At 66.8% G+C, this 14,154-nt stretch carries 6 protein-coding genes; 5 read left to right on the top strand and 1 reads right to left on the bottom strand.

Translation table 11 applies throughout. The features are described 5' to 3' along the window. The first annotated feature begins 156 nt into the window (after window positions 1-156). From recC to katG, 5 genes are all read left to right on the top strand, one after another. The gene (gene recC, locus CAP2UW1_RS12055; RefSeq protein ID WP_015766890.1) at window positions 157-3,498 is read left to right on the top strand and encodes an exodeoxyribonuclease V subunit gamma; all 3,342 of its coding nucleotides are present in this window, start codon (window positions 157-159) and stop codon (window positions 3,496-3,498) included. Continuing rightward, the gene (recB, locus tag CAP2UW1_RS12050; protein WP_015766889.1) at window positions 3,495-7,214 is read left to right on the top strand and encodes an exodeoxyribonuclease V subunit beta; all 3,720 of its coding nucleotides are present in this window, start codon (window positions 3,495-3,497) and stop codon (window positions 7,212-7,214) included. Before recC ends, recB begins: the two co-directional genes overlap by 4 nt. Further along, complete coding sequence (gene recD, locus CAP2UW1_RS12045; protein WP_015766888.1) at window positions 7,211-9,085, top strand: exodeoxyribonuclease V subunit alpha; 1,875 nt, start codon at window positions 7,211-7,213, stop codon at window positions 9,083-9,085. The genes recB and recD overlap by 4 nt, the downstream gene beginning before the upstream one ends. 182 nt (window positions 9,086-9,267) lie before the next feature. Next, window positions 9,268-9,435, top strand: coding sequence for a hypothetical protein (locus CAP2UW1_RS25575; protein ID WP_015766887.1), 168 nt, complete (start codon window positions 9,268-9,270; stop codon window positions 9,433-9,435). 492 nt (window positions 9,436-9,927) lie between these two features. Next, window positions 9,928-12,126: a catalase/peroxidase HPI gene (gene katG / locus CAP2UW1_RS12040; RefSeq protein ID WP_015766886.1), complete on the top strand. Its 2,199-nt coding sequence runs from the start codon at window positions 9,928-9,930 to the stop codon at window positions 12,124-12,126. Window positions 12,127-12,258: 132 nt separating this feature from the next. Here katG and CAP2UW1_RS12035 read toward each other — a convergent pair whose 3' ends face one another. Further along, entirely contained in the window at window positions 12,259-14,052 is a 1,794-nt protein-coding gene (locus CAP2UW1_RS12035) for a GspE/PulE family protein (RefSeq protein WP_015766885.1), read from the bottom strand. Window positions 14,053-14,154: the final 102 nt, after the last annotated feature.

Below are 14,154 nucleotides of genomic sequence, written 5' to 3'. Positions count from 1 at the left end.
AGACGGCAGAGGGAACGGGCCTGAGGACGTGTCGACTGGCAGCACCGCCATGCGCGCTGTGGGCTGTCGCTGCACTGCCTTCGCCACCTGGGAGAAGCGGTATCGGCGCCCACGGATGCGACAATCCACCCCTGCCCTCCCACCCCCGCACGCGCCATGCTTCGGCTGACCCTGTCCAACCGCTTCGAATTCCTGCTTGAACGCCTGCTCGATCGCCTGGACGATGAAAGCTGCTCCCCGTTCACCGTACAGCAGGTGATCGTTCCGAGCACAGCCCTCAGGCGCCGCGTCGAGCTTGCCTGCGCCGACCGCCGGGGAATCTGCGCCAACATCGATTTTTCCTACCTCGCGCAGTGGCTATGGACGCAGATCGGCCAACTGGTGGACATCCAGGACCAGTCGCCCTTCTCGCCGGCCTTGCTGGCGTGGCGCGTGTTCGAGGTGCTTGGCGATCGTGGCTTCACCGACGATCATCCGCGTCTCGCCCGCTACCTGCGCGACGCCGACCCGGTGATGCGCCTCGAGCTGGCGCAGCGCGGCGCGACCTTGATTGAGCATTACATCACCTACCGCCCACAGTGGCTGGCGGCCTGGTCGGACGGCAAGCGCGCCGACGTTCCGGGACTCGATGCCGGACGCGCCGAAGACGAGCTCTGGCAGTCGGCGCTCTGGCGGCGCATCACTGCCCAACTCGGTACCCGCCGCCAGCACCCGGCGGCCGCCTTTTTCGAGACGATAGAACGAGTTGGTGCCAATGCACCGGCGCTGGCCGGCCTGCCCCCGAGCGCCAGCGTCTTCTGCTTGAACACCTTGCCGCCGCTCTACCTCGACATCCTGCGCCAGTTGTCGCGCTGGATCGATATCCGCATCTATACCCTCAACCCCTGCCGCGAGTACTGGTTCGACGTCGTCGACCGGAAGCGCTTGAGCTACCTCGCGGCGCGCGCGCAGGACAGTCATCACGAGGTCGGCAACGCCCTGCTCGCCGCCTGGGGAAAGCAGACGCAGGCGCACATCGATCTGCTCTTCGCCGACGACGGCAACATCGCCGAGGAAGACAGCGTCTTCCTGCCCGCCGGCGGCGAGCACCTGCTGGCGCGGGTGCAGAACGCGATCCTCGACCTCGGCGAACTTGCACCCGGCAGCGTCGCGCTGGCCAGCGGCGACCGCAGCATCGAAGTGCATGTCTGCCATTCGCTGACGCGCGAACTGGAGGTGCTACAGGACCAGTTGCTGGCGCAGCTCGCCGCCGGCGACCCGCCGACGCCGGCACAGATCGTCGTGCTGCTGCCCGACCTGCCCGCTGCGGCGCCGCTGATCGATGCGGTGTTCGGCACCGCACCGGCGCCGCGCCGGATTCCCTACACGATCACCGGCCTGCCGCAGACCCGGGTCAATCCGATTGCTCGCGTCCTCGACAGTTTGCTTGCGCTATGCAGCAGCCGCTTCGCTGCCAGCGCCGTCTTCGACCTCTTGCAACAACCCCCGGTGGCGGCGCAGTTCGGCATGGAAGCCGATGACCTGGAGCGCATCCACGACTGGATTGGCGATGCCGGCATCCGTTGGGGCCTGGATGCGAGCAGCCGCAGCCGACTCGATCTGCCGGCCACCGAGCGGCACAGCTTCGCCGATGGCCTGCACCGGCTGTTCCTCGCCTACGCGCTTGGCGACGAACCAGCGGCGCGCAACACCGTCGTCGCCGGACGTATCGCCGCCGCCAATCCCGAAGGCGGCGACGCGGCGACGCTCGGCCGCTGGTGGCGTTTCGTGCGGGCGCTCGCCGACCTGCGCGACCACTGGTCGCAGCCGCGCGACGCCGACGCCTGGCAGCAGTCGCTGAGCGACGCACTGGGCCGCTTCACGCGCGCCGACAGCGATCTCGTCGACGATCTGCGTACCATGCAGGCAACGATCAACGAACTGCACGCCAACATGCGACGCGGCGGCACCCGCTCGCCGCTGCCGCTGGCCGTGGTACACAGCGCGCTGCGCACGCTGCTCGACGATCCGGGGCGTGGCGGTGTTCCCGGTGGCGTGCTCACCTTCTCGTCACTGACCAGCCTGCGCGCCCTGCCCTATCGCGTCGTCTGCCTGCTCGGCATGAACGACGGCGCCTTCCCGAGCGTCAACCGGCCGGCCGAGTTCGACCTGATGGCGCTGCGGCCGCAGCCCGGCGACCGGCAACGGCGCCTCGACGAGCGCAACCTGTTTCTCGACCTCGTTCTCGCTGCCCGGCAGCGCCTCTACCTGAGCTACAGCGGCCGCAGCATCCGCGACAACAGCGTCGCCCCGCCGTCGGTCCTGCTTGCCGAACTGCTCGACTACGTCGCCGCTGCCTGTGCGACAGACCCGGCCGACCCGGCGAGCCTCCATGCCGTGCGCCAACGGCTGACCGTCGAGCACCCGCTGCAGGCCTTCTCTGCCGAGTACTTTCTCGCCGGCGGCGACGCCCGTCGGCGCAGCTTCAATGCCGAGTATTGCGAGGCGCTGCGCCAGGGACTCGGCGGCAGCGCCGTGCTCGTCGTTGCACCTGGCAGCGCGGACGACGAAGACGGCGATGAGATCGCTGCGCCGGAGATGGACGCCACGCTCCCCTTCTTTTCCGGCATGCTCGAACCGCCACCGTCCGAATGGCGACAGGTCAGCCTCGAACAGTTGCTGCAGTTTTTCGGCAACCCCTGCCGGACGCTACTGGTCAAGCGGCTCAACATGGCGCTGGCGGTCGCCGAGGAGGAACTGCCGGACGAGGAACCCTTTCTTCCCGACTATCCGGGCCTGCAGGCACTCTCCCGGCGTGTTCTGCCGGCGGTGCTGGCCGGTAGCGAGGATGGCGAGGTGCTGGCGCTGGCATTGGCCGGCAACGAGTTTCCCCCCGGGCCGCTGGGCGAGCGACTGATCATCGAGGAAGTCGCGCGCATGCGCCGCTTCGCGGCCGAGCTCGCGCCGCAGCTTGCGCCTGTGCCGCTGCCGGCGGTGCACGCGCAGTTCGCCTACCCGCGTGAGGACGAAATGTGGCAGCTCGCGGGAGCACTCGGTGACCTGCGCCCGGCGGGACTCGTGCGCTATCGCTACTACGAGGTGCGCCCGACCGACTATCTCGCCGGCTGGATCAGCCATCTGTTCCTCTGTGCGGCGGCGCCGACGGGTGCCACTTTGCAGACCACCTGGCACTCGCGCGACGGCAGCTACCGCCTGCGGCCCTGCGCTGCGAGCACGGCCCGCGCCCACCTCGGCGAGCTGATCGGCCTTTATCGCCGAGGTCTGTCGGCGCCGCTGCACTTCTTCCCGAAGAGCGCCTGGGCCTACATCAGCGGCAGCATGGCGGCGGCACGCCAGCGCTGGACCCACAGCCGTAATGCGTCCTGGGGCGAGAGCGCCGATCCCGCCTACCGCCTGGCGCTCAGAGGCGTCGCCGAGCCACTCGACGGGGAGTTCGAAGCGTGCGCACGCACCGTGTTCGCCCCACTGCTCGACTATCTCGAGGAGGCGCGCCGATGAGCATGGCTGTTGCGCCGGACGTTGCCGGCACGATCGACCTGGACGTCTTCGCCTGCCCGCTCGACGGCCTGCGCCTGATCGAGGCGTCGGCCGGCACCGGCAAGACCTGGAACCTCTGCGGGCTCTACTTGCGGCTGCTGCTCGAAAAGGGGCTGGACGCGCCACAGATTCTGGTTGTCACCTTCACCAACGCGGCCACCGCTGAACTGCGCGAGCGCATCCGCAGCCGCATCGTCGATGTCCTTGCCTATCTGCAGCGCGGCGCCAGCGCTGCCGACCCCTTTGTCACCCGGCTCGTCGCTGCCGTCGAGAACAACGCCAGCGTCGACCGCCCGCAGATGCGCATGCGCCTCGAAGCGGCACTGCACACCTTCGACGAGGCCGCCGTGTTCACGATTCACGGCTTCTGCCAGCGTGCGCTGTCCGAAACGCCGTTCGCCGCCGGTTTGCCGTTCAGCCTCGACCTGTTGCACGACGACCAGCCGCTGCGCCTCGAAGCCGTCAGCGACTTCTGGCGACGCCATATCGCCAGCGGAGCGATCTCGCCGGCCCTCGCGGACTACCTCGCGCAGCGCCAGGATTCGCCGGAAGGCTGGGCAAGGCTGCTCGGCCGCCAGGTGGCCAAGTCCCACTCGCGCGTCATCTGGCCGGCCGAACTGGCGAGCGAAGCGGCGATCGACACGCCTGGCCTGGCCGCAGCTTTCGCGCGCGCCGGACAACTGTGGGGAGGCGATGGCGCCGCACCCACCGGCGCGCTGCTGGCCGGACTCGCCGCGCTCCACGCCGGTTCGTACAAGGCAGACGGCGTATCGACCGGCGCCCGCGCCTGGACCCTGTGGTTGGCCAGCGGCGACCCGTTGCGCGCTCCCGATCCGGAAAAGAGCAAGGCGCGTCTGTTCACGGCGAACTTCATCGCCGCCAGGAAAAGAAATAACCAGACGCCTCCCACACATCCTTTCTTCCACGCGGCCAACGATGTGCTGGCGCGGCACGCGTCGGTGACGCAGGCGCTGCACCTCGCCCGCCTGTATCTGCTGCGCAGGATGCTCGACGAGTCCGGCGCCGCGCTGCGCCAGCAGAAGCGCCGGCAGCGCGTGCAATCCTTCGACGACATGCTCCAGAACGTCGATGCGGCGCTGACCTCCGGCGACTTCCCGTGGCTCGCCGGATTCCTGCGCAGCCGCTATCCGGTCGCCCTGATCGACGAATTCCAGGACACCGACCCGCTGCAGTATGCGATATTCAGCCGCATCTACGGCGCCGGCGAGGCGCCGGCTGCGGGCCCGCTGTTCCTTGTCGGCGATCCCAAACAGGCGATCTACAGCTTTCGCAATGCTGACCTGCATACCTACCTGGCCGCCCGCCGCCAGGCTGGCGCGCGCTACACCTTGCGCCACAACCAGCGCTCGACCGCGGACCTGATCGCCGCCAGCAACGCACTCTTCACCGCCAATCCTCACGCCTTCATTCTCGCCGGCCTCAACTACGAGCCGGTGACCGTTGGCGACAAGCCGCGCCCACCGCTGACCGACCACAGCGAGGAAGACCCGGCGGCGCTACGCGTCTGGCGGCTGCCGGCTGCCAACGGCGAGTATCTGCTGCGCGGCGAAGCGAAGAAGCAGGTGCTGCGCGCCACCGCCGGCGAAGTGGCGCGCCTGCTGCGCGCCGCGCAGGCCGGCCGCATCACGCTCGGCGAACGCGCTCTGGCGCCCGGCGACATCGCCATCCTCGTCAAGAGCCACGCCCAGGGGCGCCTGCTCCGGGACGCGCTGCTGCAGGTCGGTATCGGCAGCGTCGAGCTTTCGCAGCACAGTATTTTCCACACCCCGGACGCCGAGGATCTCGAACGCGTACTGCTGGCGATCCGCGAACCGGCGCGCCCGTCGCTCCTCTACAGCGCTTTGGCCACGGAACTGCTGGGCCTCAATGCCACCGGCGTCGCTGCGCTGGCCGCCGACGAGATGGGGCTGCTGCAGACCATCGCGCGTTTCAGCGGCTACCGCGAGACCTGGCTGCGGCGCGGTTTCGGCGTCATGCTGCGCGCCTGGATGGACAGCGAGGCGGTCGCTTTCCGGCTGCTCGCGCGCAGCGACGGCGAACGACGGCTGACCAATCTGCTCCACCTCGGCGAACTGCTGCAGCAGGCCAGCGCCGATCAGCCGGCGCCGGACGCGCTGCTACGCTGGCTGGCCAGTCGTCGGCGCGACGACGGTGCCGAGGAGGTCCATCAACTGCGCCTCGAGTCGGACCGCAACCTCGTCCAGATCGTCACCATCCACAAATCCAAGGGCCTTGAGTACGGCATTGTCTTCTGTCCTTTCCTCTGGGATGGGCACCAGTCGAACTTCGGCGAGGACGAGGGCAAGGAGTATCACGACGACGATGGGCTGCCGGTGATCGACTTCCGCCTCGAACTCGATGCGGCCGATGCCGAGGAGATCAAGAGGCGAAGACGCGAGGAGAAGGATGCCGAGTTCATGCGCCTGCTCTACGTGGCGCTGACGCGCGCCGCGCAGCGCTGCTACCTGGTCGCCGGCTGCTACGCGAACCTGGCGTTCGGCAAACCATCGATGGCACAGGGCACTCACAGTCTGCTCAACTGGCTGGTCGCCGGCAAGGATATGTCCTACGCCGACTGGCTGAAGCACAAGCGATCGCCAGAGGAGATCGAAGCGGCCTGGCGTGCGCTCGCCACGACGGCGGGCCCGCCGCTGTCGCTGAGCGACCTGCCCGGCGAGGCGCCGACGCCGCTCGCCAGCACCGCCGTGTCCGCCGCCAGCCTGAGCGCGCTGGTCGCACCCCGGACGATGGCTGCCGGCTGGCGAATCGGCAGCTTCAGCAGCCTGCAGCATGGCGCCGACAGCGAAGCGTCGGCGAGCGACCACGACGGCCGCGCCGTCCCTGCTCTGCCGGCGGTGAGCGGGCCGGCAGCCGACATTGGGCCGGACGACATCCTCCTCTTCGCGCGCGGACCGGCCGCCGGCGACTGCGTGCATGCGCTCTTCGAGCGTATCGACTTCACCGATCCGGGCCGCTGGCCAGCCATCATCGACGAAGTGCTGGCGAGCCACCCGCTGTCACCGGTGGGACCGCCGAACGGCGATTCCGCCCGCCGTCCGGCGCGCATGCTGCGCCGACTGCTCGACGACGTCCTGGCGACATCGCTGCCCGGCGGCATCGTCCTGTCGACAGTGGGGCGCCGGCAACGTCTCGTCGAGTTGGGTTTCAACCTGCCCGCCGGCCTGACGGCGCCGAGACTCAACGACTGGCTGGCGGCGCACGGCTACCCGCTGCCGAGACTCGGCTTCCCGCCCCTCGACGGCTACCTGAAGGGCTTCATCGACCTGGTGTTCTGCCACGCAAATCGCTTCCACGTCCTTGACTGGAAATCGAACCATCTCGGTTTTGCCGCTGCCGACTATGGCCAGCAGCAAGTTGCCGCGGCGATGGCCGAACACGGTTATCACCTCCAATACCTGATCTACTGCGTCGCGCTGCACCGCTACCTGCGCTGCCGGATCGCCGACTACGACTACGATCGCCACTTCGGCGGTGTCTACTATCTGTTCGTGCGCGGCGTCCGCCCGGATTGGCGCGCTGTGGGCACTGACGGCGAACGCAGTGCCTGCGGTGTTTATCACCATCGCCCACCGCGATCCACCATCGAATCGCTCGACAGCTTGCTGTCCCACAGGTCACTGGCGAACCACGCATGAGCTTCCACAGCACGCCTTCCCCGGAGCCGGCGGGCCGCAACGATCTTGCCGAGGGCTTCGTGAGCCACCTCCTGCAATGGGCCGAACAGGCCGGCGCGCCGCGAACGAGCCTGGTCGTGCTCGCCGCGGCTGGCCGCCTCGTGAGCCTCGCGACGCACAGCGGACACGTCTGTGCGCAACTGGACACTGTCCTCGAGTTGTTCCCCGATCAGTCGCCGACGGAACTGGTGGAGCGCCTGCTGGCCAGCCGAATGGTTGCCGCGACAGGCGCGCCGCCGACATTGCCAGAAGTCCTGCCGCTGGTTCTCGATGGCTGCGGGCGGCTTTACCTGCATCGCTACTTCGCCTACGAGCGCCGGCTGGCGGCGAGCCTTCGCAAGCGTGCCGAACGCCATACGTCGCCGCCGACCGCCGAAATGCGCCAGCAACTCGACTGCCTGTTCGCCGACAACGCGCGCCGGCTCGGCGATCGTCCCGACTGGCAGAAGCTGGCGGCGGCACTCGCCTGGCGGAGCAAGCTGACGATCATCAGCGGCGGCCCGGGAACCGGCAAGACGACCACGATCGTCGCCCTGCTGGCCTGTCTGCTGACCGAAAGTCCCGGCCTGCGCGTCGCCCTTGCCGCACCCACCGGCAAGGCCGCCGCACGCATGCTCGAGGCGCTGCGCCAGCGCGCCGGCGATCTGCCAGTCGAACTGCAGGCACGGCTGCCACGCGAGTCGCACACGCTGCATCGGCTGCTTGGCGTGACGCCGGAGCCAGGGCGCTTCCACCACCACGCGGAAAACCCGCTGCCGATCGACGCGCTGGTCGTCGACGAAGCATCGATGCTCGACCTCGCGCTCGCCTGCCGACTGTGCGACGCCGTGCCACCCGACGCCCGCCTGATCCTGCTCGGCGACAAGGACCAGCTTTCGGCAGTCGAGGCCGGCGCGGTATTCTCGGAGGTCTCCGCCGACCCGACACTGACGGCAGCGTGTATTGCCGAACTCTCCTCGCTCACCGCGACCCCGGCCGCGTGCATCCAGCCGCCACCCGCCATCACCCCGACCCCGCTGGCCGACTGCGTTGTCTGGTTCTCCGAAAGCCACCGCTTCGCCAGTACCTCCGGGATCGGGCGGCTGGCCGCCGACATCAATGGCGGCCGCGGCAATGAGGCCTGCGACTGGCTGGCCGGCGCTGCCGACCCGTCGGTCAGCTGGCTATCCGACGGCAGCGCCGACCTCACCCCCGCGACCCGACAGGTGATTGTCGAGGGCTACCATCGCTACTGCACCGCTCTCGTGGCCGCGCTGGCCGACCCGGTGAGCCGACGACGCCAGGTGTTCGCCGCCTTCGACGGCTTCCGCGTGCTCTGTGCGCTGCGCGAGACAGCCCGCGGCGTGCGGGCGATCAACGCGCTCGTCACTCGCCACCTGCTGCAACTTGGCGCTGGCGTGCACCCCGGCGGTCCCCGCTCGCCATGGTACGTCGGCCGGCCGGTGATGGTCCTCAGAAACGACTACGTCCTGAAGCTGTTCAACGGCGACGTCGGCATCTGTCTGCCGGACGATGGTGGCGAGCTGATGGTGTGGTTCCCCGAGCAGGACGCCGGCTTCCGGCCGCTGGCACCAGTCCGCCTGCCGGAGCACGACACCGCCTTTGCCATGACGGTACACAAGGCACAGGGCTCCGAATTTGAGTCGGTATTCCTGCTGCTTCCCGAACATCACAACCGTGTCCTGACCCGCGAGCTGCTCTACACCGGCATCACCCGGGCGTCGACCAAGGTCGCTGTCGTCGGCAGCCGGGAAGTGCTGGTCGGCGCCTGCGCCAACCGTACGCGCCGTCATTCCGGCCTGATCGCCCGGCTCGGCGAGGTCGGCCCGTAGGCGCCTCGCCGCGGAACAGCGACCGGCGATCTCGCGCCAGCCCCCTGGTGACGCTGCAAACGGCTGCCGGGTCTGGTCGGGGACCGGCGGCAACTTTTTTTGCCGGCCGGTACCCGTTTACCAACACGGCCGTGCGGTGCAGCGGGTGGCATAATGGCTCGTTTGATGCGCGGGAGAAGCCGATGGATTCCGGATCGCTGGCAAGTATCGACTGGGGTGTCGTGACACTGGTCGCCCTCATCGCCGCGGGACTGGTATGGAGCTTCGTCTTCTTTCTGCGCCAGAACTCCAAGGATCTCGAGAGTCTCGAGGAAACGATCGAATCCGAGCGAAGGGACGACGAACGGTGACGAAGGGTGACGACCGGGCCGGCATCGACCCAGGCCAGGTGGAACCGATCAGGCGCCAGGCCGAGTTGACAGCGAGCCCGGCGCAGCGCCCTGTTGGAGCTTCGGTCCGGTACGGACCGACGTCACGGTAGAGGCACGGTCGGCAGACCGTTCCATCGACCCCACCGGTCCGTTCGCCGCGCTGGCCTAGAGCGTGCCCAGTCCGATCGTCCCCTCGACGTGAAATCCCAGCCCACGGCTAGGCACGCTCCATGGATAGCTTGTGACAATCGTTCGTATATTCACAATTCATTGGATCAATAGTCCAAGCGCTCCTAGAATAGCTTCATCGGATTTGGCTACAGCGATCCGATCGCCCGATCAGTGGTGTCATGAGAACGCCAAGACGACTACTCGACTTGCCGCAATCTGCGTCGATGACCGTATTCCCTGGACGGGCAACTTCGCAGGCTCGAGTGGATAGTGGATTACTTACAAGCAAAGGAGAGAACCATGTCAAACGAAGCAAGGTGCCCGTTCTTGGGCGACGCTCGCAAACACACAGCGGCCGGGGCTCCAACGAGCGCGGATTGGTGGCCCAGCCAATTGAACCTGAAGATCCTGCATCAGCACTCGTCCAAGGCAAACCCCATGGGCGCGGAGTTCGATTACGCCGAGGAGTTCAAGACGCTCGACCTGAACGCCGTAATCGAGGACCTGCATGGCTTGATGACGGACTCGCAGGACTGGTGGCCTGCGGACTATGGTCACTACGGTCCACTCTTCATCCGCATGGCCTGGCACAGCGCAGGCACCTACCGTATCCATGATGGTCGTGGCGGCGCCGGTTCCGGTGCGCAGCGATTTGCGCCCCTGAACAGCTGGCCGGACAACGGCAATCTCGACAAGGCACGCCGCTTGCTCTGGCCGATCAAGCAGAAGTATGGCCGCAAGATCTCCTGGGCCGACCTGATGATTCTGGCCGGTAACGTCGCCCTGGAATCGATGGGTTTCAAGACCTTGGGCTTCGCCGGTGGGCGCCCGGATATCTGGGAGCCAGAAGAAGACATCTACTGGGGGCCAGAGGGCAAGTGGCTCGATGACCAGCGCTACAGCGGCGACCGTGAGCTCGAGAATCCTCTCGCCGCGGTGCAGATGGGCCTGATCTACGTGAACCCGGAAGGACCGAATGGCAAGCCGGACCCCGTCGCCTCGGCGAGGGACATCCGGGAGACCTTCGCCCGCATGGCCATGAACGACGAGGAAACGGTGGCACTGGTTGCCGGCGGACACACCTTCGGCAAGTGTCACGGCGCCGCCGATCCGGGCAAGTATGTCGGTCCCGAACCCGAGGGTGCGGACATCGAGGAGCAGGGCCTCGGCTGGAAGAACACCTTCGGAAGCGGCAAAGGGGTCTCCACGATCACCAGCGGCCTGGAAGGCGCATGGACCACCAATCCTGTGCAGTGGGACAACAACTACCTCGAGAATCTTTTCGGCTACGAGTGGGAACTGACGAAGAGTCCTGCCGGCGCCTACCAGTGGACGCCCAAGGACGCCTCGGCAGCGGGCACCGTGCCGGACGCCCATGACCCGTCGAGGCGCCACGCCCCGATGATGTCGACGGCCGACCTGGCGCTGCGGATGGATCCAGCCTATGAGAAGATCGCGAGACGCTTCCGGGAGAATCCCCAGGAACTTGCGGATGCGTTCGCCGGGGCCTGGTACAAGCTGACGCACCGCGACATGGGCCCCCTGTCGCGTTATCTTGGGCCGCTCGTTCCCGCGCAGCCACTACTCTGGCAGGATCCGATACCCGCGCTGGACCACCAATTGATCGAGGCGCAGGACATTGCCGCCCTGAAGGCCACAATCCTTGCTTCCGGACTGTCGATTTCGCAACTGGTCACGACGGCATGGGCGTCTGCGGCAACTTTTCGCGGCAGCGACAAGCGCGGTGGAGCGAATGGCGCGCGTATTCGCCTGGCACCGCAGAAGAGCTGGGAAGTCAATCAGCCGGCCGAGCTGGCGAACGTGTTGCACAGACTGGAAGCGATACAGAAGGATTTCAACGGCGCCCAGTCCGGCGGGAAGAAGGTCTCGCTCGCCGACATCATCGTTCTGGGTGGCTGCGCCGCCGTCGAGGAAGCCGCTCGACGAGCCGGCCACGACGTGCAGGTTCCCTTCTCGCCGGGGCGCACGGATGCATCGCAGGAGCAGACCGATGTGGACGCGTTCGCCGTACTGGAGCCGACTTCGGACGGATTCCGCAACTACATCCGCAAGGGAGACGAGGGCTCGGCAGCCGAGTTGCTGGTGGACAAAGCGCAATTGATGACGCTGACCGCGCCGGAGATGACGGTCCTGATCGGTGGCATGCGCGCGCTAAACGCAAACTTCGGGCAGTCCGGACACGGGGTCTTCACCAAGCGGCCTGAAACGTTGACCAATGACTTCTTCGTCAATCTCCTTGACATGCGCACGCACTGGCGGAGGTCCGCTACCGCCGCGGGCGTGCTGGAGGGTCGCGATCGAGCGACCGACGAGCTCAAGTGGACAGGCACGGTCGTCGATCTCGTCTTCGGTTCAAACTCCCAACTCCGGGCTCTCGCGGAAGTCCATGCCGGCGCCGACTCGCAGGAGGCGTTTGTGAACGACTTCGTTACGGCCTGGAGCAAGGTCATGAACCTGGATCGCTTCGACCTTGCGTGATCACGGAGGGTAGGTCGTGACGATGCTCGGGCCGAGACGGTCGTTGCGGAGCTCACCCAGGCACCCTACCGAAACGCCGGCCTGCTGCAGATTGGTCAAACAGTTGGTCGCCGCTGCCGCGCGCAGCGGCGCTCAGCTATGCTCGATCGGCGGTGCGACCTTGAAGACCTCGGCCAGCGTCGTCACCCCGGCGGCCACCTTCATGGCGCCGGAGATGCGTAGTGGCTTCATGCCTTCACGGAAAGCGAGGTCGCGGATCTTGGCGATCTCGCGGTTTTCGCTGATCGCCAGCTTGAGGTCCGGCGACAGCAGCAGGATCTCGTACAGCCCGACGCGCCCCAGGTAGCCGGTCATCCGGCATTCGAGACAGCCGGCCGGGCGGTAGAAGCGCGCGGGACGATTGGCTTTCCAGGGCGCGACCAACTGATCCCACATCGTCTCCTCGATCGGGCTGGCTTCGTGCACCTGCTTGCAGTGCGGACAAAGGATGCGCACCAGGCGTTGCGCCATGACGCCCAACATGGTCGCACTCAGCAGGTAGGGCGGCACACCGAGGTCGAGCATGCGCGTAACCGCTGCGGGAGCGTCGTTGGTGTGCAGCGTAGACAGCACCAGATGGCCGGTGAGCGCCGCCTGAATCGCCACCTCGGCGGTTTCCAGGTCGCGGATTTCGCCGATCATGATGATGTCCGGATCCTGGCGCATCAGCGCCCGCACGCCTTGCGCGAAGCCCAGATCGATGACGTTCTGGACCTGCATCTGGTTGAATGCCGGTTCGACCATCTCGATCGGATCCTCGATGGTGCACACGTTGACCGCCGGCGTGGCCAGTTGACGGAGGGTCGAGTAGAGCGTGGTCGTTTTTCCCGAACCGGTCGGGCCGGTCACCAGAATGATGCCGTTCGGCCTGTCGGCCATCGCCTTCCAGCGCGACTGGTCGTCATCCGTGAAGCCGAGATCGGCGAAACTGCGGACGAGGACTTCCGGGTCGAAAATCCGCATCACCAGCTTCTCCCCGAAGGCAGTGGGCAGGGTCGACAGGCGCAGTTCGGCCTCCTGGCCGTCGGCCGTACGCGTCTTGATGCGGCCATCCTGTGGTCGCCGCTTCTCGACCACGTCCATGCGGCCGAGGATCTTGATGCGGCTGACCATCGCCGCCATGACGCTCATCGGAATCTGGTACACCTGATGCAGGACGCCGTCGATCCGGAAACGTACGATGCCCAGATCGCGCCGCGGCTCGATATGGATGTCGCTGGCGCGCTGCTCGAAAGCGTATTGCCAGAGCCAGTCGACGATGTTGACGATGTGCTGGTCGTTGGCGTCGAACTGCCGATTGGTGCGCCCGAGTTCGACCAGTTGCTCGAACGAGGAGAGGTTGCCGCTCGCACCGCCGAGCTGCGCCGCCTTCTTGACCGAGCGTGCGAGGTTGTAGAATTCGACCAGATAGCGGGCGACATCGACCGGGTTGGCCATCACCCGACGAATCTCCTTCTTGAGGATCGGCTTGATTTCCTTCTCCCAGTCCCGCAGATACGGCTGTGTGGTCGCCACGACGACCTCGCGCACCGTCACCTGGATCGCCAGAATGCCGAAGCGGGTCGCGTAGGCGCTCGACATCACGTCGGTGACGGCCGTGAAGTCCACCTTCAGCGGGTCGATGTGCAGGTAGTCGAGTCCGATCCTTGCCGCCAGCCATTCCCCCAGGTCGTCGAGCGTCAGGGGTCGGTGAGGTTCCTGCAGCGACTTCCATTGCTGCTCGGCGATAGTCGTCAGCGGATGGCCACTCAGGCGCTTCAGACGACTCTCCTTGAGCAGGATGTCGGCATCGTCGGCGCTCACCAGATGGTCGTCGACCAGCCAGCCGAGAACCTCCGGCAAGGTCAGGCGATGTTCGTGAACGGTGTTGACCACGGCTTCGGGCATCTGCGATCTTCCAGAACGAGGATCAGGGACTCTACGGAACAAGGCGTGCGCGCTTCAACGCCGCCGACGGAACGAGGTATGATACGCGTCCCGCTACGCAGT

It is taken from the genome of Candidatus Accumulibacter phosphatis (genome assembly GCF_000024165.1).
GTDB lineage: Bacteria > Pseudomonadota > Gammaproteobacteria > Burkholderiales > Rhodocyclaceae > Accumulibacter > Accumulibacter phosphatis.
The sequence above is the reverse complement of the archived record's forward strand: the minus strand, read 5'-3'. Positions and strand labels throughout refer to the sequence as shown.